This window comes from Sulfitobacter sp. W027 (assembly GCF_025143985.1).
GTDB lineage: Bacteria > Pseudomonadota > Alphaproteobacteria > Rhodobacterales > Rhodobacteraceae > Sulfitobacter.
Window position 1 is genome coordinate 3220351 of the sequence record NZ_CP083564.1, and the last position, 23294, is coordinate 3243644.

General features: G+C 62.0%; 24 protein-coding genes. 13 read left to right on the forward strand and 11 right to left on the reverse strand.

Annotated features, from left to right (window positions below):
• Positions 1–12: 12 nt before the first annotated feature.
• A complete protein-coding gene (locus K3759_RS15845) occupies positions 13–1050 on the forward strand; it encodes an FAD-binding oxidoreductase (protein WP_259983242.1) in 1038 nt (345 codons plus the stop codon).
• 57 nt (positions 1051–1107) lie between these two features.
• Here K3759_RS15845 and K3759_RS15850 read toward each other — a convergent pair whose 3' ends face one another.
• Entirely contained in the window at positions 1108–1773 is a 666-nt protein-coding gene (locus K3759_RS15850; RefSeq protein WP_259983244.1) for an OmpA family protein, read from the reverse strand.
• Positions 1774–1905: 132 nt separating this feature from the next.
• On the reverse strand, positions 1906–2775 hold the full coding sequence (locus K3759_RS15855) for a bifunctional helix-turn-helix domain-containing protein/methylated-DNA--[protein]-cysteine S-methyltransferase (protein ID WP_259983246.1): 870 nt from the start codon (positions 2773–2775) through the stop codon (positions 1906–1908).
• 110 nt (positions 2776–2885) lie between these two features.
• Between K3759_RS15855 and nth the strand changes: the two genes are divergently transcribed.
• From nth to K3759_RS15870, 3 genes are read left to right on the forward strand one after another with little or no spacing between them, the layout of a single operon-like run.
• Positions 2886–3530, forward strand: a complete 645-nt coding sequence (nth, locus tag K3759_RS15860) for an endonuclease III (RefSeq protein WP_259983248.1) — start codon at positions 2886–2888, stop codon at positions 3528–3530.
• Positions 3527–4516 carry an adenosine kinase gene (locus K3759_RS15865; protein ID WP_259983250.1) on the forward strand — a complete coding sequence of 330 codons (990 nt, stop codon included), beginning with the start codon at positions 3527–3529 and terminating at the stop codon, positions 4514–4516. The genes nth and K3759_RS15865 overlap by 4 nt, the downstream gene beginning before the upstream one ends.
• On the forward strand, positions 4516–5109 hold the full coding sequence (locus tag K3759_RS15870) for a GNAT family N-acetyltransferase (protein WP_259983252.1): 594 nt from the start codon (positions 4516–4518) through the stop codon (positions 5107–5109). The genes K3759_RS15865 and K3759_RS15870 overlap by 1 nt, the downstream gene beginning before the upstream one ends.
• 15 nt (positions 5110–5124) lie before the next feature.
• Here K3759_RS15870 and K3759_RS15875 read toward each other — a convergent pair whose 3' ends face one another.
• Entirely contained in the window at positions 5125–5607 is a 483-nt protein-coding gene (locus K3759_RS15875) for a hypothetical protein (RefSeq protein ID WP_259983254.1), read from the reverse strand.
• On the reverse strand, positions 5604–6086 hold the full coding sequence (locus K3759_RS15880; RefSeq protein WP_259983255.1) for an RNA pyrophosphohydrolase: 483 nt from the start codon (positions 6084–6086) through the stop codon (positions 5604–5606). Before K3759_RS15880 ends, K3759_RS15875 begins: the two co-directional genes overlap by 4 nt.
• A 181-nt stretch (positions 6087–6267) precedes the next feature.
• On the opposite strand from K3759_RS15880, the gene K3759_RS15885 reads away from it, so the two are divergent.
• From K3759_RS15885 to zapE, 4 genes are all read left to right on the forward strand, one after another.
• Positions 6268–8295, forward strand: a complete 2028-nt coding sequence (locus tag K3759_RS15885) for an NADPH-dependent 2,4-dienoyl-CoA reductase (RefSeq protein ID WP_259983256.1) — start codon at positions 6268–6270, stop codon at positions 8293–8295.
• Between the two features lie 79 nt (positions 8296–8374).
• Positions 8375–9316: a zinc transporter ZntB gene (locus K3759_RS15890; protein ID WP_243261675.1), complete on the forward strand. Its 942-nt coding sequence runs from the start codon at positions 8375–8377 to the stop codon at positions 9314–9316.
• Between the two features lie 144 nt (positions 9317–9460).
• A complete protein-coding gene (locus tag K3759_RS15895) occupies positions 9461–10366 on the forward strand; it encodes a LysR family transcriptional regulator (protein ID WP_093927428.1) in 906 nt (301 codons plus the stop codon).
• A gap of 90 nt (positions 10367–10456) precedes the next feature.
• Positions 10457–11515, forward strand: a complete 1059-nt coding sequence (gene zapE / locus K3759_RS15900; RefSeq protein ID WP_259983260.1) for a cell division protein ZapE — start codon at positions 10457–10459, stop codon at positions 11513–11515.
• A gap of 18 nt (positions 11516–11533) precedes the next feature.
• On the opposite strand, the gene K3759_RS15905 is transcribed toward zapE, so the two are convergent.
• From K3759_RS15905 to K3759_RS15920, 4 genes are all read right to left on the reverse strand, one after another.
• The gene (locus K3759_RS15905) at positions 11534–11719 is read right to left on the reverse strand and encodes a hypothetical protein (RefSeq protein ID WP_259983262.1); all 186 of its coding nucleotides are present in this window, start codon (positions 11717–11719) and stop codon (positions 11534–11536) included.
• Between the two features lie 96 nt (positions 11720–11815).
• Positions 11816–13087 (reverse strand): folylpolyglutamate synthase/dihydrofolate synthase family protein, encoded by a 1272-nt coding sequence (locus K3759_RS15910; RefSeq protein ID WP_259983263.1) that lies wholly within the window; start codon positions 13085–13087, stop codon positions 11816–11818.
• The gene (gene accD, locus K3759_RS15915; protein WP_259983265.1) at positions 13084–14043 is read right to left on the reverse strand and encodes an acetyl-CoA carboxylase, carboxyltransferase subunit beta; all 960 of its coding nucleotides are present in this window, start codon (positions 14041–14043) and stop codon (positions 13084–13086) included. Before accD ends, K3759_RS15910 begins: the two co-directional genes overlap by 4 nt.
• Positions 14044–14099: 56 nt before the next feature.
• On the reverse strand, positions 14100–14999 hold the full coding sequence (locus K3759_RS15920; RefSeq protein WP_259983267.1) for a CPBP family intramembrane glutamic endopeptidase: 900 nt from the start codon (positions 14997–14999) through the stop codon (positions 14100–14102).
• A gap of 210 nt (positions 15000–15209) precedes the next feature.
• Between K3759_RS15920 and ilvD the strand changes: the two genes are divergently transcribed.
• The 4 genes from ilvD (at position 15210) to K3759_RS15940 (ending at position 18833) form a co-directional block, all read left to right on the forward strand.
• Positions 15210–16976 (forward strand): dihydroxy-acid dehydratase, encoded by a 1767-nt coding sequence (ilvD, locus tag K3759_RS15925; RefSeq protein WP_259983269.1) that lies wholly within the window; start codon positions 15210–15212, stop codon positions 16974–16976.
• Entirely contained in the window at positions 16957–17556 is a 600-nt protein-coding gene (locus tag K3759_RS15930) for a hypothetical protein (protein WP_259983271.1), read from the forward strand. The genes ilvD and K3759_RS15930 overlap by 20 nt, the downstream gene beginning before the upstream one ends.
• 118 nt (positions 17557–17674) lie before the next feature.
• The gene (locus tag K3759_RS15935; RefSeq protein ID WP_259983273.1) at positions 17675–18448 is read left to right on the forward strand and encodes a DUF6478 family protein; all 774 of its coding nucleotides are present in this window, start codon (positions 17675–17677) and stop codon (positions 18446–18448) included.
• Positions 18449–18458: 10 nt separating this feature from the next.
• Positions 18459–18833, forward strand: coding sequence for a hypothetical protein (locus K3759_RS15940; RefSeq protein ID WP_259983275.1), 375 nt, complete (start codon positions 18459–18461; stop codon positions 18831–18833).
• A 90-nt stretch (positions 18834–18923) separates the two neighbouring features.
• Here K3759_RS15940 and K3759_RS15945 read toward each other — a convergent pair whose 3' ends face one another.
• Genes K3759_RS15945 through gpmI form a run of 3 tightly spaced genes read right to left on the reverse strand, consistent with a single transcriptional unit; the run spans position 18924 to position 22915 of the window.
• Entirely contained in the window at positions 18924–20261 is a 1338-nt protein-coding gene (locus K3759_RS15945; protein ID WP_259983277.1) for a S41 family peptidase, read from the reverse strand.
• A gap of 3 nt (positions 20262–20264) precedes the next feature.
• Positions 20265–21401, reverse strand: a complete 1137-nt coding sequence (locus K3759_RS15950; protein WP_259983279.1) for a murein hydrolase activator EnvC — start codon at positions 21399–21401, stop codon at positions 20265–20267.
• Positions 21398–22915, reverse strand: a complete 1518-nt coding sequence (gene gpmI, locus K3759_RS15955; RefSeq protein ID WP_259983281.1) for a 2,3-bisphosphoglycerate-independent phosphoglycerate mutase — start codon at positions 22913–22915, stop codon at positions 21398–21400. The genes K3759_RS15950 and gpmI overlap by 4 nt, the downstream gene beginning before the upstream one ends.
• A gap of 168 nt (positions 22916–23083) precedes the next feature.
• On the opposite strand from gpmI, the gene K3759_RS15960 reads away from it, so the two are divergent.
• Entirely contained in the window at positions 23084–23263 is a 180-nt protein-coding gene (locus K3759_RS15960; protein ID WP_067622513.1) for a zinc-finger domain-containing protein, read from the forward strand.
• Positions 23264–23294: the final 31 nt, after the last annotated feature.

Sequence of the window (23294 nt, forward strand, 5' to 3'; positions counted from 1 at the left end):
AGCTGGCGGGGAATGGCAATGGTGGATGTAACCGTAAGAGGGGCCGGGATTTTCGGCCTGACGGTGGCTTGGGCCTGCGTCTTGCGCGGGGCGTCGGTGCGGGTGGTGGACCCTGCCGGGCCGGCGGCAGGCGCCTCGGGCGGGATCGTCGGCGCGCTGGCGCCGCATGTGCCCGAGAACTGGAACGCCAAGAAAGCCTTTCAACTCGACAGCCTTCTGAGCGCTGAGGCATTCTGGGGCGAGATTGCAGCCACAGGAGGCGTCGCGCCGGGGTATATCCGCAGCGGGCGTTTACAGCCTATCGCGGATGAAGCGGCGCTGGCCCTCGCCCGACAGCGGGAAGCCACGGCGACGGACCTCTGGCAGGGCCACGCACGGTGGGAGGTTGTCCGCGCCGAGGGGAACGCTTGGGCCCCCAATAGCCCCACCGGCTGGCTGATCCGCGATACGCTGAGCGCCCTCGTCCACCCGCGCCGTGCCTGCGCATCCCTCGTCGCAGCATTAGCGGTCAAAGGCGTAGAAGTTCTCAACGACGCCCCGGAACAAGGCAAAGTCCTTTGGGCCACTGGTGTCGCGGGGTTAGAGGTGCTTAACGCGGGCCATTCGCGTTTGGTCGGCGCAGGCATCAAGGGCCAAGCGGCGCTGTTACAGCTGGACCGAGGCGGTGCGGCACAGCTTTTCGCCGATGGGGTGCATGTGATCCCGCATCTGGACGGCACCGTGGCCGTCGGCGGCACAACTGAGAGAGAGTATGACAGCCCTGACAGCACCGATGCGCAGCTTGACGCTGTGATCGCAAAAGCCCGCGCGGCGGTGCCCGCTTTGCAAGACGCGCCGGTCGTCGAACGCTGGGCCGGATTACGTCCGCGCAGCCGGAGCCGCGCACCGATGTTGGGCGCATGGCCCGGCAAACCGGAGCATTATATTGCGAATGGCGGCTTCAAGATCGGGTTCGGCATGGCCCCCAAAGTTGGACAGGTCATGGCCGATTTGCTGCTTGAGGGGCGCGACACGATCCCCGAAGGGTTCCGGGTCAGCGATAACCTCTGACGAAAAGAAAAAACCCCGGCCACTGGCCGGGGTTCTCAAACATTATTTAAGCGCGGTTTAGCGCGCGTTGGGCAGGATCACGATTTCGACCCGGCGGTTCTGCGCTTTGCCTGCGGCACTCAGGTTGCTTGCCACCGGCTGGCTTTCGCCACGGCCAAATGTCTGCAAACGCTGCTGCGGCACGCCGTTGGAGAGCAGAATGCTGCCCACGGCCTGTGCACGACGCTCGGAAAGCTGCTGGTTGTATGCCGCTTCGCCGTCGCTGTCGGTGTGACCCACGACCTGCAGGGTGGAGTTCTGATAGACGTTCACGTTCTGAGCCAAGGCGGCTAGATCGTCACGCAGCGCAGGAGCGACGCTTGTGCTGTCTGTCGCGAACAGGATGTCCTGCGGCAGGGTCACGATCAGACGGTCGCCTGTGTTGGTGATCACCACACGGCTATCCATCGCGGCACGCAACTCTGCCTCTTGTTTGTCGAGCGAGTAACCAACGCCCGCGCCGATCGCGCCACCGACCAATGCGCCCTTTACGGCCGCTTCGGTACGATTGCCGTCGCCTTTCGACAGCGCACCGGCAAGGGCCCCGACGCCCGCACCGATCAAAGCGCCGTTCTTGGTACGCTGGTTGGGATCGCCATTGCCCGGCTGCATTGGTTGCGTACACGCACCCAGTGTCATCGCGCCAGCCAGAGCGGCGGCCAAAGTCATTTTCGAAGAAATCATGTCTACTGCCTTCATGTTTACGGGCCCCGTTCGGGCGGGGCATCTTTACGTGAACGCAATATAGTCATGCAAAGTTCCCACGAACATTACATATAGCCGCTGTTCGGCAAAAACCCGCCCAGACTCCGCAGTTTAGGCTTCTGCTCGCGCGGCCTCAAACGCCAGCATGGCCCGTTTGACCGGCAGGCCCCAGTGATATCCGCCCAAGCCCCCGCTCTTACGCAATGCGCGGTGACAGGGGATCAACCAACTCACCGGGTTCCGCCCTACGGCGGTCCCTACCGCGCGCACGGCACGGGGGCTACCGATGGTCTGCGCAATTTCGGAATAGGTTGTCACCTGCCCCGAGGGGATGCTCAACAGCGCCTCCCAAACCTTGATTTGAAAGGGTGCTCCGATAAGATATAGCGGCGCTTTGGCCTCCGGGTCTTTTTGCATCCCAAAGGCCGTGTCGACCCAAGCGCGCAGCCGGTCGGGCGCCTCCGTAAAATCAGCCATAGGCCAGCGACTGCAAAGATCCTCCATCGCCGCGTCTTCCCCCACTTCTGAGGAAAGCGCCAAGCCGCAGATGCCTTTGTCGGTCCCCATCACCAGCGTCGGACCGAAGGGACTGTCAAACCACCCCCAATAGATCGTGAGTCCAGCGCCCTTGCGGGCGAACTCACCGGGGCTCATCGCCTCCCAGCGCAGGAAGAGGTCATGCAACCGCCCGCTGCCCGAGAGACCCAGCTCATGCGCGGCAGCCAGCGTCGTAAAATGGTCGCGCAGCATGACCTTGGCTTGATCCAGCATCAGATACTGCTGATAGCGCTTGGGCGACACACCGACCCAACGCGAGAAAAGCCTTTGAAAATGTGCGGAAGACATGCCCATTTCCCCGGCGATCCAGTCCAGTTGCTTGGGGTCTTCGGCCTCGTCAATCAGGGCGATGGCGCGGCGCATCACCTGATAGTGGTAACCCTGATCTTCGGGCGCGGGGGATATGTCTGTGATCTGTGTCATGGCATGAAGATACGCGCACCCCTGCCCCCGCGCGACCCGTTTCTTGCGCCAACGTATCGCAAAGCCCGCCCCTGCTTGCCCTGCCGCGTCTTTCATCGCATACCCGGCCCATGGCCCGCCAACTTGATTACCATACGATCCGCGAGATTTTCACACGCTTCCAACAGGCCGAGCCTGAGCCCGAGGGCGAGTTGGAGCATGTGAACGTCTATACGCTCGTCGTGGCCGTGGCACTAAGTGCGCAATCGACCGACGCGGGCGTCAACAAAGCCACGCGCGAATTGTTCAAAATTGCCGACACGCCGCAAAAGATGCTCGATCTAGGGGTCGAGGGGCTAATTGAGCATATCAAGACCATCGGCCTCTACCGTCAGAAAGCCAAAAACGTCATCAAGCTGAGCCAAATCCTCGTCGACGAATACAACGGCAAGGTGCCCAATTCCCGCGCTGCGCTGCAATCGCTACCGGGTGTGGGGCGCAAGACGGCGAATGTCGTGCTTAACATGTGGTGGGGCCAGCCCGCGCAGGCGGTGGACACGCATATCTTCCGCGTCGGCAACCGCACCGGCATCGCGCCGGGCAAGACGGTCGATACGGTCGAGCGCGCCATCGAAGACAACATCCCCGCTGATTTCCAGCGCCATGCCCATCATTGGCTGATCCTGCATGGCCGCTATCACTGCAAAGCACGCAAACCGCTGTGCCGCACCTGTATCATCCGAGACCTGTGCCAATACGAGGACAAGACAGAATGACCCAATACGAAGTGGTTGGCATCGGCAACGCCGTCGTCGACGTGATCTCCCATGCGGATGACGCTTTCCTTGCCGACAATGGCATCGAGAAAGGCATCATGCAGTTGATCGAGCGTGACCGCGCCGAAGACCTCTATGGTGCGATGCAAGACCGCTTGCAGACGCCGGGCGGCTCGGTCGCCAATACCGTGGCAGGTGCGGGCGCGCTGGGCCTCAAGACCGCCTTCATCGGCCGGGTGCGTGATGATGAACTGGGCCAGTTCTATGCGAAGGCGATGACCGATATCGGCATCGATTTCGTCAACGCCCCGGTGGCAGAGGGAGAGAACCCGACCTCGCGCTGCATGATCTTCGTGACCCCGGACGGGGAGCGTTCGCTGAACACATACCTCGGCATCTCGACCGGACTGACTTCGGAGGATGTGCCGCAGGCAGTGACTTCCCAAGCCAAGCTGATGTTTCTTGAAGGTTATCTCTTTGACCATGACGCCGGCAAAACCGCATTCCGTGAGGCCGCGCGGGCAGCGGCAGCGGGCGGCGGCATGGCGGGCATTGCCATCTCCGACCCCTTCTGCGTGGAACGTCACCGCGATGACTTCCTCACGCTGATTAAGAACGATCTGGGCTATGTGATCGGCAACGAGGCTGAAATTCGCGCCCTGTGGGAAACAGACGATACCGAAGTCGCCCTGGCCAAGACCGCCGAGATTTGCCCGCTGGTGGTCTGCACCCGTTCGGGCGACGGGGTCACGCTGGTCCGAGGCGAGGAACGTGTCGACGTGCCGGTTGAAAAGGTCGTGCCGGTAGATGCCACGGGCGCGGGCGACCAATTCGCGGCGGGCTTCCTCTATGGTCTTGCCACGGGCCGCGATCTGGAAACCTGTGGCCGTATGGGCAACATCTGTGCGGGCGAAGTCATCCGCCACATCGGCCCCCGCCCCCAGACCGACATCATGGCGCTGTTTAAAGCCGAGGGGCTGGTTTGATGATGGAAAGCGGCTTTCACGACGTCCCTCCTGGCAAATTGGCGGTGGTGGTGACACATCTTCAGATGAGTGCCAAACCCACCCTCCGCGAAGTGCCTCTGCCTGAAGGTGTCACCTTTCGGAAGCTCACTCCGACGCTCGACTGGTTTCGCGACATCTTTCGCCGGGTCGGGACGGATTGGCTGTGGTATGGGCGGCTGAAACTGGACGACGCGGCCCTCACCGCGCTATTGCAAGACCCTGCACGGGACTTCTATACGCTTACCCGTAATGGCAAGGACGAGGCGCTGCTGGAACTGAACTACCCCGAAGACGGCAGCTGTGAGCTGGCCTATTTCGGGCTGACCTCTGCGCTGATCGGCAGCGGGTCGGGGCGGTATCTGATGAACCAAGCGATCACGCTGGCATGGGAAAAGCCGATCAACCGGCTGCATCTACACACCTGCACTAATGACAGCCCGCAAGCGCTTGGGTTCTATATGCGCTCGGGGTTCAACCCCTTCCGCCGTCAGGTTGAGATTGACGATGATCCCCGCCTGATCGGCCTGCTGCCGCGCGATGCGGCACCGCAGGTGCCCCTGATCCAAGTTTAAACGACTGCTGCCGAATTAGCGCACCGGCGTGCATTCCGCCCCTTGGAAACAGGCGATCACCTTGTCGACCATTGCGGGCTTGGGCGATCCAAAGAGGTCGCCGCCGCAAGGGTTGCTCTCAAGCATATAGGTGCCATTGGCACCGCGTTTGAGAAAGGCCAGCACCTCGCCTTCCTCGGCAGAGCCGCACCACGGGCCGTAGCACAGAACGTTCAGCATCAACGGCTGTTCAAAGGGCACGTCAAAGCCCCCATCGGAAAGCGCCTTGCCACTAATTTCAGCTGGGATCGGCGTCTCTTCGGGGGGATTGATGGTGCCGGTGCCATTGTCCGGCAATGCGCTGGCATCAAAGGTCAGACGGCCCTGCACTACGACATAGCTTTCTTTAGCTTCTGCCGCGCGTTGATAGGTCGCCTCTACAGAATGAGGCAGACAACTAAGCGCAAGCGCGGGAAGCGGAGCCAAGGTGGCGAGAGCGCAAGCAATGATCCGTGTCATAACTTCTCCTCAAACTCTTCAAGAACCGCCGCATAGACCGCACGTTTGAACGGCACGATATTGGCGACGAGTTGACCCGCGGGCATCCAGCGCCATTCCGAGAATTCAGGCTCGGCCGTTTGGATATTCACCTGATCGTCCTGTCCGAGAAAACGCATGAGGAACCATTTCTGTTCCTGCCCCCGGTAGCGGCCCTTCCAGATGTTGGGCACCAGTCCATGGGGCAGATCATAGGGCAGCCAACCTGTCGTCTCGGCTTCGATCCGAACCAGATCGCGGGGGATGCCAGTCTCTTCCTCCAACTCACGCAGGGCCGCATCGCGCGCGGCCTCGCCCTTGTCGACCCCGCCCTGCGGCATCTGCCAAGCGTCCTGATCCCGGTCGCGCCGCTGGCCGACAAAGACCTCGCCCTCGGCATTCACCAGCATCACGCCGACGCAAGGCCGGTAGGGCAGTTTGGCAATCTCTTCGGGGGTCATGAGGGCAGGTCTCCTGAGTGGCGTTCATGAGGGAGTTAGCACGACCACGGCGCGGCTCAAAGCGGTCACATTGCGGCTTTGACGTTTCGGCACCGGCATCCTTGACGCGGCGTTTCGCGTGACTTGCCCTGCCGTTTCCGATGGTGTCACAGTGACCCAGCCCACCCAGAAAGGTAAAGCCATGTCCGACTACCCCCACCTGCTTGCCCCGCTTGACCTTGGTTTCACCACGCTGAAGAACCGGTTGCTGATGGGGTCAATGCACACCGGGCTGGAAGAGACGCAGGACTGGAACCGCGTTGCTGAATTCTACGCGACCCGCGCACGGGGCGATGTCGGGCTGATGGTAACAGGCGGCATTGGGCCGAACCGCGAAGGGTCTGTTGCCCATGGCGCGGCGATGATGGTCACCCAAAAGGACGTGGACAACCACAGTATCATCACGCAGCGCGTGCATGAGGCAGGCGGCAAGATCGCGATGCAGATCCTGCACGCGGGCCGCTATGCCTTCACCCCCGAATGCGTAGCCCCAAGCGCCATCAAATCCCCGATCTCAATGTTCGCGCCCAAGGAGTTGGACGAGGAAGGTATTGAGAAACAGATCAGTGACATCGCCGCCTGCGCCCTGCGCGCGCGTGAGGCGGGCTATGATGGGGTAGAGATCATGGGCTCGGAGGGCTACTTCCTGAACCAGTTCCTCGTCACCCATACCAACAAACGCGAAGACCGCTGGGGCGGGTCCTATGAGAACCGCATGCGCCTGCCGATCGAAGTGGTGCGCCGCGTGCGCGAGACGGTGGGCGCGGATTTCATCCTGATCTACCGTCTGTCGATGATTGACCTGATCCCCAATGGTTCGACCTTTGAGGAGGTCGTGCAACTGGCGCAGGAGATCGAAAAAGCCGGAGCCACGATCATCAACACCGGCATTGGCTGGCATGAGGCACGGATCCCGACGATTGCCACCTCAGTGCCCCGCGCGGCGTTCTCTTGGGTGACGAAAAAGCTGATGGGCAAGGTGGGCATCCCGCTGATCACCTCGAACCGGATCAACACACCCGGGGTCGCCGAAGAGGTGCTGGCGGACGGCTGCGCCGATATGGTCAGCCTTGCCCGTCCGATGCTGGCAGATGCCGATTTCCTCGCGAAGGCCAAGGCAGGCAAGGCCGACCAGATCGCCCCATGCATCGCCTGCAACCAAGCCTGTCTTGATCATACCTTCGGCGGCAAGATATCGACCTGCCTTGTGAACCCGCGCGCTTGCTATGAAACGGAACTGCGGATTGAAACTGTGGCGGTAGCGAAATCTGTGGCCGTCGTGGGCGCTGGCCCTGCTGGCCTGTCCGCCGCAATCACCGCCGCCGAGCGCGGGCATAATGTTACTTTGATAGACCGCGCGCGTGAGATTGGCGGGCAACTTAACCTCGCCAAACAGGTCGCAGGTAAAGAGGAGTTTTGGGGCTTGGTCGATTGGTATCGTACCATGCTCAAGGTCCATGACGTGACCGTACAGCTAGAGACCGAAGCCACCGCCGATGCGCTCAGCGGCTTTGACGAGGTGATCATAGCCACCGGCGTGGTGCCTCGCGATCCGCAAATTCCGGGGCAAGACGGCGGCAATGTCGTGAGCTACATTGATGTGCTGAACGGCACGGCAAAGGTCGGTCAGCGGGCCGCCGTGATCGGGGCGGGCGGTATCGGCTTTGATGTGTCTGAACACCTTGTCCACGATGGCGAGAGCAGCACGCTGAACCTGCCCGAATGGATGCGCGAATGGGGTGTCACCGATCCGGGCGAGCATCGCAGCGGGCTGGCCCCCGAAGGGCCACAGCCCCCCGCGCCTGCGCGGCAGATCACCATGCTGCAACGCAAGACCAGCAAACCCGGCAAAGGTTTGGGCAAGACGACAGGCTGGATCCACCGCGCCTCACTCACCATGCGCAACGTGCAGATGATCGCGGGTGTGAACTATGAGAAGATCGACGAAGCCGGCCTGCACATCTCCTTTGGCGAGACGCGGGAGAAGCCGACGTTGATCGAGGCGGACACCATCGTGCTCTGCGCCGGGCAACTCTCTGACCGCAGCCTTGCTGACACGCTGGAGGCCCGTGGCACCCCCTGTCACGTCATCGGAGGTGCGGATGTGGCGGCAGAACTCGACGCGAAACGCGCGATCAATCAAGGCACACGTCTGGCCGCCGCCCTCTAAGCCCTTGGCGCGCGCGCCCTTGCACCCGGCGCGCGCAACCCGCAAAATCACCGCAGCGTCTGCCAGCCCATAGGTGATTATGCCCCTCTGCGTCTTCGACATATATGATGACGGCACCACCTCCGTGCCCGAAGATAGCCATCTAACCGGGCCTGCGCGCTACCGTTGGTGGCATTACGACATGGCCGATCCGGCGCTGGAACCGTGGCTGGCCGAACATTTGCCGGAAATTCCGGCAGGCGCTCTGCTGCAACCGGAAACCCGACCGCGCTGTGACGAGTATGAGGAAGGTCTGATCCTCAATCTGCGCGGCATCAACCTGAACGAAGGGCAGCAGGCCGATCAGATGGTCTCAATCCGCATGTGGGTCACGGATGCGGTGGTGATCACGGTGCGGATGCGCCGGGTCTTTGCCATTGATGAGCTGCGCACGCTTGCCACCCAAAACAATGCCCCACGCCAGCCCTCTGCCTTTTTGGAGGCGCTTGTCTCCAGGCTGACCGCACGGGTCCAGACCGAGGTTGCCCGGCTGGCGGACCGCACGGCATTCTATGAGACCGATCTCGAAGACCTTAGCACCCCGCCGCCGAAAGACCTGCCAGTCACCCGCCGCAGCACGATCAAACTGGAGCGCTACCTCGCCCCGCAGCGTGCGGCGCTGGAGCGGCTCGCGCAGTTGGACCTGCCCTTGGTGCCGGATGTTGATTCGATGAAACTGCGCGAACTGGCCAACCGCACCGCCATCGTGGTGGAGGAGTTGGACGCCCTTCAAGAACGCATCGTTACCGTCCAAGACGAGCACGACAACCAAGTGGCGCAACGCCAAGCGCGGCATGGCTATGTGCTGTCCATCGCTGCTGCCGTTTTCCTGCCCTTGGGATTTCTGACCGGGCTCTTCGGCGTGAACGTGGGCGGGATGCCGGGCGTCGATGATCCGCGTGCCTTTGCGATCCTGTGCCTTGCCATGGTCGGCCTTGCCGCGATTATGCTGGCGGTTCTGAAATGGCTGCGCTGGCTCTGAACCCAGTGGAAACCGATTGTTCTGCCGTTTCCATGCCATGAACGATCCCCGCAAAGACCACGGGACTGTCTTGCCTCTGCCCCGATCCTGCCTGAATTGCAGCCCATAGCTGATCCCAACAAGTTTAATGCGAAGGGACAGGCAATGGACCGCCTTACGGAAATGGAAGCGTTTGCCACAGTTGTGGATCAGGGTGGTTTTACCGATGCTGCCAAGAAGATGGGGATCTCGAAATCTGCTGTCTCAAAGCATGTGTCATCGCTAGAGGCCCGCTTGGGCGCACGGCTGCTTAACCGCACAACCCGCCGCGTCTCGCCCACCGAGATTGGCCTTGCCTATTACGACCGCGCCCGCCGGGTGCTTAATGACGCTGGCGAAGCCGATGCACTTGTCACATCCATGCAATCCGCGCCTTCGGGCCTGTTGCGGATTTCGGTGGCAACAGACTTTGGCGTGAATCATCTATCGCCCGCGCTGTCGGATTTCCTCTCGGATTTCCCTGACATCACAGTGAATATGGTGCTGAACAACCGCTATGTGGAACTGATCTCAGAAGGCTTCGACATGGCCGTGCGCATTGGGGAATTGGAAGACAGCACCCTGCGCGCCCGCAAGCTGACCGAGACGACCAAACGCATGATCGCCAGCCCGAAGTATTTCGAGCAGTATGGCCGCCCGGAAAAGATCGACGATCTGAACAATCACAAACTGCTGCATTACTCGAACCAATCCTCGGGCAATGTCTGGAAACTGACCGCACCTTCGGGGGAAAAGCGGCAGGTCCGTACCGCGGGCTGGTTGTCGGTCAATGACGGGCAAAGCCTGCTTAACGCCGCGATTTCGGGGCTGGGCATCGCCTATTTGCCAAGCTTTCTGTACTCTGAGGCGATGGAGAAAGGCTTGGTAGAAGACGCAATCCCCGAACTGCCGCTGGAGACCCAAGGCATCTATGCCGTCTATCCCCCGGGCCGGTTCACCCAGCCCAAGGTCCGCGCCTTTATCGATTTTCTGGTGCATGAGTTCGCCGAGAAGGGTCCGACGGACTGGTAAACGCTCAGGCCCGGAACCAAGGCGCAGGCGCCGGGCCATCTCCACAAGTCCACCTTTCCTATCCCCCAGCAGCACGCTATCTCTCCCGCCATGAGAAATATGCGCGAGACCTATGCCCAGCTTGTCGCCGAGGGCAAACTCAGGGCCGATCCGGCCCAAGAAATCGTGATGGCGGAGTTTGACCGCATCCGCGACGCTCTGACCAACCCACCGAAGAAGAGCTTTTTTCGCAAGGCCCCCGAACCGCCCAAGGGCCTGTACCTCTGGGGCGGCGTGGGGCGCGGCAAGTCGATGCTGATGGATATGTTCGTGGCGCATCTGCCCGACATCCCTGCACGGCGGGTGCATTTCCACGCCTTCATGCAAGAAATCCACAACGCCATGCATGAGGTCCGCAAGACCGGGGTGGATGACGCCATCGCGCCCGTTGCCCGCGACGTGGCCGAGAGCGTGCGCCTGCTTGCTTTCGACGAAATGCAGATCACCGACATCACCGATGCGATGATCGTGGGCCGCCTGTTTGAGGCACTCTTCGCCGCTGGGGTCGTGGTCGTGACGACCTCCAACCGCCTGCCCGACGCTTTGTATAAAAACGGCATCAACCGCGAAGTCTTTGTGCCGTTTATCGAGCTGATCAAAGAGCGGATGGTGGTGCATGAACTGGTCAGCCCCACCGACTATCGTCAAGACCGGCTGGCGGGCTCGCAGGTCTATTTCACCCCCGTGAATGCGGAAAGCCGCGCGGCGATGGATGCGGTTTGGGATGATCTAGCTGGCACCAAGGGCGAGCCGCTGACGCTGCATGTCAAAGGTCGCGAGGTCGTGATCCCGGCATTCCACAACGGCATGGCCCGCGCCGGTTTCCACGCGCTTTGTGGACAGCCTTTGGGCGCGGCGGATTACCTCGCGTTGGCGCAGGCCGTGCGGGTTATGCTGCTGGATAACATTCCTTCGCTTGGTCGGACGAACTTTAACGAGGCCAAGCGTTTCGTCACCCTGATCGACGCGCTTTACGAAGCGAAGGTGCGGCTGATTTGCTCTGCCGCCGCTGTGCCGGAGATGCTGTATCTAGAGGGCGAAGGCACCTTTGAATTCGAGCGCACGGCGTCACGTCTGCGCGAAATGCAAAGTGAGGACTGGGGGCGTTAATCACCCCCTAATGCCACATCAGGAATCGCTGACCGTCTGCATATGCAGGTCATTGCCTTGCAAAATCGGGTGATAAGGCCGTTCGACCTCGTAAAGCCACCACAGGCCCGCCGCGATGATCGCGACACCTATCGCCATGAAGATAAATTGATATTTCCGTGCATCGTCCTGATCGTGACGCGCCGGTTGAGTAAAGTTGCGCATGGGGACACCTCGGTCAAATTCGAAAGGGGAGACTTCCTCAGACCAAGATACACCACATCTGCACCGTACAGCAGCGGGGTGCCCAAATATGGTTAATTAGACGTTTTCCCGCAACACGCTACCGGCGAGGTAGAGCGAGCCACAGATCAGCACACGTGCATGGGGATCGCGGGCGATAATCGCCTTTAGTGCCGCGGTGACATTCTCGGCCTCGCCAGCCTCAATGCCAACATCGTGCGCCACCTTCGCCGTGGCCTCGGCAGGCAGGGTTGCTGCCTCGCCGGGGATCGACACGGCGGTGAGGCTAGCTGCCTCCGCCGCCAATGGGCGCAGATATCCGGCGATGTCTTTGGTGTTCAGCATCCCGCAAATCAAATGCGTCGGGCGTTTCGGCAGGGCGGCCAGCGTCGCCGCCAACGCCTCTCCGGCGGCAGGATTATGGCCACCGTCCAGCCACAACTCACCCTCGGGCGCCATGCGCGCCAGCGGGCCATCCGACAGCCGCTGCATCCGTGCAGGCCACTGCGCCTGCGTCACCGCAGCCTCGCAAGCCTCCACATCGATTCCAAGCTGGCGCAGCGCTGCCAGCGCAGCACCGGCATTCATGATCTGATGATCACCGGGCAGATTGGGACGCGGTAGATCAAGCAGGCCGCGCTCATCTTGATAGACCATACGCCCAGCTTCGGGCCCGACATGCCATTGCTGACCATGGGCCAACAGAGGCGCGCCAAGTTTCGCGGCGCGGTCCTCAATCACTTCAAGCGCGGCCTCTTCTTGCGGGCCGACCACACAGGGCACCAACCGCTTGATAATGCCCGCCTTCTCACCCGCGATCTCGGCCAATGTGTCGCCTAGATACTGCTGATGATCGACTGAAACCGGGGCGATCACCGTCAGAACCGGATCGACCACATTGGTCGCGTCCAAGCGTCCGCCAAGGCCCACTTCGAGCAGCGTGTAATCGGCAGCCACCCGCGAGAAGGCAAGGATCGCGGCGCAAGTGGTGATCTCGAAATAGGTGATTTCTTCGCCACCGTTGGCGGCGTGGCATTCGTCCAAAACGGCGGCGAGGTCAGGCTCGGATATCAACTCCCCCGCGACCCGGATACGCTCATGAAACCGCGCAAGGTGGGGCGAGGTATAGGCGTGGACCGTTTTGCCTGCCGCTTCTAACCCCGCGCGGATCATCGCTTGGGTCGAGCCTTTGCCGTTGGTGCCGGCGATATGGATCACCGGCGGCAGGTCACTCTGCGGGTTGCCTAAGGCCTCGAGCAGCCGCCACATCCGGTCGAGCGTAAGGTCAATGATCTTGGGGTGCAGCGCCATCATCCGTTCAAGGATGACGTCCGATGAAGGCGTGCTCATTTCTTCTTGGGCTTGTCGGCAGGCAGATCCGCTGCAGCCTGAACAGCGGCGGCGGCTTCGGCCACTTCCACTTCCTCAGGCGCGGGCAGATCGCCGCGTACGGCAGGCGTCATTCCCATCAGCATACGGGTGATGGTGATCAACTCATCACGCATCTCGGTCCGTTTGGTCACCCGGTCGAGCATCCCGTGGTCGAGCAGATATTCCGCGCGCTGAAAGCCTTCGGGCAGTTTTTCACGAATGGTCTGCTCAATAACGCGCGGCCCGGCAAAGCAGATGAGCGCATTCGGCTCCGCAATCTGCACGTCGCCCAACATCGCGTAGGACGCGGTGACGCCGCCCGTGGTCGGATGGGTCAGCACCACGATATAGGGCAAGCCAGCCTCTTTCAGCATCTGCACAGCGACCGTGGTGCGCGGCATCTGCATCAGGCTGAGGATACCTTCTTGCATCCGCGCGCCACCGGCGGCGGAGAACAGCACCAGCGGGCGTTTCAGCTTCACGGCCTCTTCGGCGGCAGCGATAATCGCATTGCCGACATACATCCCCATGGAACCGCCCATGAAGGAGAAATCCTGCGCACAGGCAACGATCGGCGTGCGGCCAATATCGCCAGTGACGACCAGCATCGCCTCATGCTCACCGGTCTGCTTTTGCGCCGCTTTCATCCGGTCGGGATAGCGCTTCTGATCCTTAAAATGGAGCGGGTCCGGCGTGGGCGCGGGCACTTTAATCTCGGTAAAGATGCCGCCGTCAAACAGCGCCTTGAACCGTGCACGCGGGCTGATGTGCATGTGATGGCCGCAGTTGGTGCAGACGTTCAGATTGTCCGACAACTCGCGGTGAAACAGCATGGTGCCGCATTCATTGCACTTGGTCCACAGGTTGTCCGGCGTCTCGCGGCGCGAGAAGATCGAGTTGATTCGCGGGCGGACGTAATTTGTGATCCAGTTCATTGGCAGGCCTCTGCTGTGGTTCCGTCCCAGATAATCCCCGCATGGGGAAATTGCAATCAGCGGCGTATCGCCAGCCGCGCGGCCAACCACGAGACCAGCATCAACGCAAAGTCCACCGGCAACCATGTGCGCAACGCCGCCGCGTCATCCATCGAAAAGGGCGTAAGGTACAGCGCCAGCCCGGACAGATCATCCGGCAGAGAGAAAATGAGAATGGCCGAGACATTGTTCCACAGATGCACCGCAATGGCAGGCCCAAGCGAGCCGGAGCGCGCGGTAAGGTCGGCCATCAGCATCCCGAAAACACCGGCCCAGAGCGCCACCATCAGGGCGTTCTCCCCTGCCTCAGCGGGCAGGTAGTGACCAAGCGCGAAAAGCGCCGAAGGCAGTACCATCCAGATCAACGGAGAGTTAAACCGTGCCGCCAGTTGCTGCTGCACATAGCCGCGAAAGACGATCTCTTCGGCGCTGACCTGCACCAGCACGGCCAGCAGCGACAGCGGCAAGAGCAGCAACCAACGGCCTAGGGGCAGGTTGGCTGTCAAATCGCCTCCCATGTCCCACGGCGGCAGGATCAGCAACACAGCCCCCAGCAGCAACATTGCCAAAGACACCGCGCGAAAACTTGGCCAAAGCCGCCCGGACACGCCCAATAGGCTGCCCGCATTGCGCCGATGCACCACCCGCACGGTCACACCGACGGCCATCGCCATGGTCCCAAAGCTGAACAGCAGGAGATACATCGCCTGCGGCGTAGCGCCTTTCAGCAGGTTGCCATGCAGCGATGCCGCCGATGTTCCTGCGAAGGCATAGATTGTCTGGAAGTAGAGCTCGTTCAGCGCGACATAGGCCACCACCGCCACGAACAGCCCCAAGAAAAACCGCCAAAGCGCCGATGAACGGCGCGCGGGCGCGACAAACTCCGCATGCGCGCTGTAATCAGGCCGCCAGTTCATGAGCGGCGCAGGTCAGATCGGGAGTGGTTCTTGCAGAGCATATGCCGGGCTTTCACGCTTGCGGGCGGTTCCAACCGACCGCGCCAGAAGGTCAGAACCTATGCCCTAACACGCTGCAATACAACAGTTCCCCCGCCTCATCCGCGCCAAAGCCTTGCAGCACCGCCCCTGCCCGACTATTCCATTCAAGACGTTTCAAGGAGCCCACCGATGTCCACCACGCCCCGCTTCGACAAATCCCGGCTGCCCAGCCGCCACGTGACCGAAGGCCCGGCCCGCGCGCCGCACCGGTCCTATTACTATGCCATGGGCATGACCGAAGAAGAGATTCACCAGCCGCTGGTGGGCGTTGCCACCTGCTGGAACGAAGCTGCCCCCTGTAACATCGCGCTGAACCGTCAGGCGCAGGCGGTGAAGATCGGCGTGCACGCCGAAAAGGGCACGCCACGCGAATTCACCACCATCACCGTCACCGATGGCATCGCGATGGGTCACGAGGGCATGCGCTCTTCGCTCGCGTCGCGCGAAGCGATTGCCGACACGGTCGAGCTGACCATGCGCGGCCACTGCTATGACGCCATCGTGGGTCTTGCGGGCTGTGACAAGTCGCTGCCGGGGATGATGATGGCGATGCTGCGGCTGAACGTACCGTCGGTCTTCCTCTATGGCGGGTCGATCCTGCCGGGCAAAGCGCCTGCGGGGGCCGACGTTCCCGAAGATTTCGCCAGCCGCGATCTGACCGTGCAGGATATGTTCGAAGCCGTGGGCCGATTCCAAAACGGCACCATGTCGCAAGCCGCTTTGGACGTGCTCGAACGCGTGGCCTGCCCCTCTGCCGGTGCTTGCGGCGGCCAGTTCACCGCCAATACCATGGCTTGTGTATCCGAGGCCATCGGCCTTGCGCTGCCGAACTCGTCCGGCATGCCCGCGCCCTATGAAAGCCGCGACGCCTATGCCGAAGCCTCGGGCGCCGCGGTGATGAACCTGATCGAGAAGAACATCCGCGCCCGCGACATCTGCACCCGCGAAGCCTTCGAGAACGCGGCACGCATCGTCGCCTGCACCGGCGGCTCGACCAACGCGGGCCTGCACCTGCCGGCGATGGCGCATGAGGCCGGGATCGAGTTCTACCTAGAAGACGTCTGCGAGATCTTCCGCGACACGCCCTATTTTGTCGACATGAAACCGGGTGGCCAATATGTGGCCAAAGACCTCTACGACGCGGGCGGCGTGCCGGTGGTGATGAAGGAGCTGCGTAAGGCAGGGCTGCTGCACACCGATTGCCTGACCGTGACAGGCCGCTCCATCGGCGAAGAGCTTGACCGCATCGACCGCGAGGCCGACGGCAAGGTGATCCACTCGGTCGCCACTCCGATCAGCAAGACCGGCGGTGTCGTGGGCCTGAAAGGCAACCTCGCCCCAGAAGGCGCCATCGTGAAAATCGCGGGCATGTCCGAAGACGATATCGTCTTCACCGGCCCCGCGCTGGTGTTTGAATGCGAGCAGGACGCCTTTGAAGCCGTGCAAAACCGCGCCTACTCCGAGGGCGATGTTTTTGTCATCCGCAACGAAGGCCCCGCAGGCGGCCCCGGTATGCGCGAGATGCTGGCGACCACGGCAGCACTTTCGGGTCAGGGCATGGGCAAGAAAGTCGCGCTGATCACCGACGGTCGCTTCTCCGGCGCGACACGTGGTTTCTGCGTAGGCCACGTTGGTCCCGAAGCCGCGCACGGTGGGCCGATTGCCCTGTTGAAGAATGGCGACATGATCACCCTCAATGCCATCACCGGCAGCATCAGCGTTGATCTTTCGGACGAGGAACTGGCCGAGCGCCGCAAGGCTTGGACCGGCCCGCGTGCCACGAACTACCAAAGCGGCGCGCTGTGGAAATACGCCAAGCTCGTGGGTCCCACCTACCTTGGCGCGGTGACACATCCGGGCGCTCAGGCCGAGACCCATGATTACATGGACCTCTAAAAGCCCATTCGCGGCGCTTGTGTTGCTCACCCTGTCCGCCTGTGAAGGCGGGCAGGGTTTTTCCCTTGGCGGCAGCAGTAGCGCGCCAGAAAAACCACTGCTGCAAACTTCCCTCGCCGGGGGCGCGGTGCAGGTAGTGCCCCCGCAGGGCTATTGCATCGACCCGAAAAGCCTCAAAAGCCGCTTTGCCCTGATGGCGCGCTGTGATGCGCTTGGCCTGCCGGATATGGTCACCGCCGCGCCGCGAGGCATCCTGACGCTTGCGCTGACCGAAGCCGACGGTGACGCCCCCTTGCCCACGCCGCAGCAGGTCGCTCAGGCCGCGGGACTGACACAGATACAAGAGACGGGTAGCGTCGAGGGCGCAACGATCTTTGTCGCTCAAGGTCCGGTGCCCGCCGAAGGCATGTCGCCCCGCCACTGGCGTGGCACGGCCCGGATCGGCGGCCATGTCGCCAGCGTCACCCTTTACGGCGCCCCACAAAGCCGCGCGATCTCGGAAGAGGGGCGCGCCTTGGTGGCTGACCTCATCCGCCAAAGCCGCAGCAAAAGCTCAAACGCGCCAACTGCGGGTTCCTGACCCGCCCGCTGTTTCCAAATCGGCAACACTGCCCGCGCCCGGAAACAATCGCGGGGCTATTTATTTGAACGAAACCGTTGCCTTCCATAGACTGCGGCAAAACGAGAGGCGCAGGTCCATGGTCAACTTCCGCAGCGGCTATCTGGAAGGCAAGCTCTATGCCCGCGCGCTGCAACGCTGGGCACGCGTAGCTCGCAAAGCGGCCACCGCTGACCTTGCCACCCTGCGCCGCCAACGCAACCGCGCCCGCCTGCTGCGCGCGCATCTGGACCGGCTGATCCACCGCGCGGACGAACGGCTGGCCCTGCCAGTGATCGGTGCCACTGGCTTTCCCAAACCCCATAACGCCGATTGGGCGTGGCGGCCCGAACTTTGGCGGGGCCCGCTTGCCACGCCGGGGATCTCTGCGGTCGAGACCAAATCGATGCTGGGCGCGGAGGTGACCCTGTTCCACGACTGCGCGCAATCGGAACTGACCCTGCGCCAGTTACGCAACCAGCGCGAGGCCGATCTGGCTCCCTATGGGCTGAAACTCGACGTGTTCAAATTCGACGGGTCGTTCCTGTCGCTTGTGGTCGATCTGCCCACCGAAGCCATCACTGGGCTGAAACGCCGCCATGTGATCCGCATGGATACGATTGTGCAACTGGAGCATCCGCTTGAGATTTTTGCCCGGCTCAACATCCGCCACGGCCCAAATACCGAACAGATCGTGCGCGAACTGCCCAGCGACAAGGGGAGCATCACTGTCGAGTTTGATCTGGCCTATACTGACCTCAACGAAAAACGCATCGAAGCTGCGTGGATCGACCTGATCCTTGAGGGGCCGGACATGAACCAAGTGGTGCTGCGCGACCTCACCTTCTCCCGCCGCCCCCGTGCCCAGATTTAGGAACCCCGTGATGAGCCGATTTGACCTGACCAAAACCGTGCTGCTCCAAGGCCTCTGGCAGGGCGTGCTGAGCGCTAAGGACGGGACGGAGGCACCGCAGATCAGCGCCACCCATCAGGGTGCAGAGGTGCCGGATGTGACCGTGACCCCAACTGACACAGCGGGCCAATGGCAACTCACGGTCCCCATTCCGCCCGAAGCCATCGCCGATGGGGTGCAGACGCTGCTCATCACCGAAAAGGGCAGCGGTGAGCCCTTGGGTCATGTGACCCTCATCGCGGATGAAGCGCTTGGTGATGACATGCGCGCCGAAATGGACCTCCTGCGCGCCGAACTCGACATGCTGAAACGCGCCTTTCGTCGGCATTGCCGCGAAACAGGTTAGGCTGCAAACCGTTCGAGCGCAGCGCTGCATACGCCACAAAAAAGCCCCGCTGCTGCCAGCGGGGCTTTTCGCATTTCGGGGAAGGCCCCGTTACTCGTTCGGGCCCAGAGCCGACAGACCTTTGAGAATGTCGATGGCATAGGCCAGTTGGTAATCCTCTTCGCGCAACTCGGCAGCCGTGCGGGCCTTTTCGCGGTCTTCTTCGATCTGTTTGATCTGGTCGTCGGTCAGACTGTCATTGTTCAACCGCCCGCGCAGATCAGCTTCCGAGCGCAGGGGACGTGCGGACAAGGCCTCGTCTTCCTCGGCCTCCGGTGCCGCTGGGGGTTGGGCCACAACGATGTCCGGCGAAACGCCAAGCGCTTGGATCGACCGGCCCGATGGCGTGTAATACCGCGCCGTGGTCAGGCGCATGGCCCCGTCACCGCGCAGCGGCATGACGGTCTGGACCGACCCTTTGCCAAAGCTTTTGGTGCCGATGACGATGGCGCGGCGGTGATCTTGCAAGGCCCCCGCGACAATCTCAGAGGCCGAAGCAGAGCCCCCGTTGATCAGCACCACGATCGGTTTGCCCATCGCGAGATCACCCGGCGTGGCGTTCACGCGGTCCCCGTCTTCGATGTCACGGCCACGGGTGCTGACGATTTCCCCCTCTTCGAGGAAGGCATCCGACACGGCAATCGCCTGGTTGAGCAGGCCGCCAGGGTTGTTGCGCATGTCGATCACGATGCCGTTAATATTCTCAATGCCCCCCGCATCTTCGATCTGCTTTTCCAGACCTTCCTTCATTTTCGGATAGGTCTGCTCGTTGAAAGTTGTCAGACGCAGCACGGCAGTTTGGCCCACGGTGCGGGCGCGCACGGCGGTCAGTTGGATCGTGTCACGCACGATCGAGACGTCGAAGGGCTCAGGTTCGCCCTCCCGCACCACGGTGATAAGGATCTCCGACCCCACCGGCCCGCGCATCATCTCGACCGCATCGTCGAGGCCGAGACCCAAGAGGCTTTCACCATCGACATGGGTGATGAAATCCCCTGCCTCAATTCCGGCCTCAGCAGCAGGGGTGCCATCGATGGGAGAGACGACTTTGACGAAACCCTCTTCTTGGGTGACCTCGATGCCCAAGCCTCCGAATTCGCCGCGCGTCTGCTCGCGCATCTTTTCGGCGTCCTTGGGCGACAGGTAGGACGAATGCGGATCAAGCGAGGTCAGCATACCGTTGATGGCGGCTTCGATCAGGTCACCGGGGTCGACATCTTCGACATATTGGGCGCGGATGCGTTCGAAAATATCACCGAAAAGATCGAGCTGTTCGTAAACATTGGTCGTCTTCTCGGCCTCTTGCGCCAGCAGCGGTCCGGCGATCTGAGTGGTTGCCACCACCCCCGCGACCGTGCCTGCAACGGCTGCCATCACGAATTTCTTCATCTGCTATCCATCCTTGTCGGTGCGGAACCAGTCTGCCGGGTCCTGAGGTGTGTTGTCTTGCCTGACTTCTATATAGAGCGTTTCCGTCCGGTCAGTGCCAGTGCCTTCACCATTTGGTGACATCTGAGAACTTGTGCCGCTTTCCGGCCCGCCCATCAACCCGATGGGTGTGCCACCGGCAATCACCTGCCCGGCTTGGCCGTAAACGATATCTAGCCCCGCCAGCACAAACAGCGTGTCGACCTGCGGCTCAAGGATCACGACATTGCCCAGATCAAGCAGCGGACCCACGTATCGGATTGTCGCCGCCGCGGGGCTGGTGACAATGGCGCGGGGGCGGGTGGCAAGGATCATGCCGGGCCGTGTGACCCCAGCCGAATCTGTCTCTCCCGCCTTGCGCAGCACCAAGCCCTGTGCGGGCAAAGGCAACTCACCCACCTGTCCGTCAAGGTTCACCGGGGCCGGTTCTTCCACGCCAGTTGTGATCTCGGACAGGCCACTGGCAAATCCATCCAACGTCTCGGTCGAGGCGATCAGGATCGCGGTGCGTACCGGGTCTTCGGTAAAGCGGGTCGGCAGATCGGTACGGTTGGCCATGGCCTGATTAAGCGCGGTGCGGGCGCGTTGCACTTCGGTCAGCCCCTCTTGCAGGCGCTGTGCCGCATCGGTCTGCAAGGCACGTAGGGTTTTGATATCTTCGTAATCTTGGCGCAGCGCATCGGCGCGTGCATTGAGCGCGGGCGTCAATTCGGCCAACAACATCCCGGCCCGAGCGGTGCCCATCGGGCCGTCGGGATGGAGCAGCACCACGGGCGACGGATCACCGCCGATGCTTTGTAAGACCCCCAGAAATTGCGCCACCTCGCCCTCGCGCGCCTGTAGTTTGCGGCTCAGCTGCGCCTCATTGATCGCTGCCTGCCGCAGACCCGCGCGCATCGCGGCGAGCCCTGCCTCAAACGCCTGAATCGTTTCGGTCAGCGCCTGCACCCGGTCGCGCGCGCCGTCCGCTTGATCGAGCCGTGTCGACGCCGCCTCCAGCGCGGTCGCGGCCGCGCGCGCCTCTCCTGCGGCCTCTTCGGCCTGCGCCTGTGCCATCATGGGCAAGCAGGCAAAAAGGACAGCCGCGGCCAGATGTTTCATGAAAGCAAACTTTTCCCAGTCATCTCTTCGGGCTGCGGCAGACCCATTAAATCCAACACCGTAGGGGCCAAATCGGCCAACCGCCCATCGCGCAGAGCTGCCCCTTCGGGCGCGCCCACCGCCACCACCGGCACAGGGTTAAGCGTATGCGCCGTATGCGCGCCACCGGTCTCAGGGTCGATCATCATCTCGCAATTGCCGTGATCCGCCGTGACGATCATCGCGCCGCGGGCCTTCTCCAACGCTGACAGCACGCGCCCCAGCCCTGCATCCACTGCCTCACATGCCGCGATGGCCGCCGCCAGATCGCCGGTGTGGCCGACCATGTCAGGGTTGGCGTAGTTTACCACGATGAGGTCATATCCTGCTTCAATCGCCTGCACGAATTGATCCGTCACCTCGCCGCAGGACATCTCAGGCTGCATGTCATAGGTCGCCACATTGGGCGATTTGGGCATGTTGCGGTCCTCCCCCGTGGCCGGAGTTTCGACGCCACCATTGAGGAAAAAGGTCACATGCGGATATTTCTCGGTCTCGGCCAGTCGGAACTGCTGCAGCCCGTGCTGCGCCACCCAGTCGCCCAGCGTGTTCTTGATGTCCGGCTTGGGATACATCGTGGTCATATAGGCGGCGTGGTCTTTGGAATATTCCGCCATGCCCATCAGCGCCGCCCATTCAGGGCGCGGGCCGGTGTCATAGGCGTCAAAGCCCGGATCGCCCAAGGCCGCCATGATCTCACGCGCGCGGTCGGCGCGAAAGTTGAGACAGAAAAGACCGTCGCCAGAGACCGCGCCGCTGTATCCATCCATTACAATGGCGCTGATGAATTCATCCGTCTCACCCCGGTCGTAGGCGGCTTTGACCGCCGCGCGGGCGTCGGGAAAGACCGCGCCCTCGCCCCGCAAGATCGCAGCAGAGGCTTGCGCCACACGATCCCAACGGTTGTCGCGGTCCAGCGCGAAATAGCGCCCCGTCACGGTAACGATCCTCACCCCCTCAGGCAGCGCCGCCTCCAACGTCTCGAAATAGCCAAGCGCCGAGGAGGGTGCCACGTCGCGCCCATCGGTCACCGCATGGATCACCACCGGCACCTCCGCCGCATCCAAAGCGCGGACAGCGGCGATCATGTGGTTGAGATGCCCGTGCACCCCACCGTCTGAGACGACGCCCATCAGATGCGCGGTGCCACCCGTCTCCTGCAGCTTAGCGATAAACGCGCGCAGCCGTGCATTCTCAGCAAAGCTGCCTTCCTCGATGGCCAGATCGATCTGGCCCAAATCCATCGCCACCACGCGGCCCGCGCCGATATTGGTATGACCAACCTCAGAATTGCCCATTTGCCCGCGCGGCAGACCTACATCGGGGCCGTGCGTGATCAACTGCGCCTTCGGCCCCGTCTGCATGATCCGGTCGAAATTCGGCGTCTTGGCCAGCAGGGGGGCGTTGCCCTCCGGCACCTCGCTGAGGCCCCAACCGTCAAGGATGCACAATACGACAGGTTTGGGGGCGCTCATCAGACTGTTGCTCCGGCTTGGTGGCTGTTCAGCGCCTTTTACCCCTTGTGGGCTGGCACTTGAACCACTTTGTGCACAAGCCCCCCATTCCCGAGCAGAGCCCTTGCCCCGCGCGCCTGCATTGGTCATAACGAGGGGCAACTTTCGCCTGAGCCGAGGACCAACTCCATGACCCTGCAAGCGCCCGAAACCCGCATCGTGAACACTTGGCGCGTGGCCTGCGACGGCAGCGAAGGCGCGCTTGGTCATCCGCGCGTCTGGCTGCAAATCCCCCAGGATCGCGGCTGGGTCGAATGCGGCTACTGCGATTGCAAATTCGTCCATACGGATTTCGAAGGCAAAGTCTGAGCCTTCCCGACCACCCCCTGAACACCTGAAC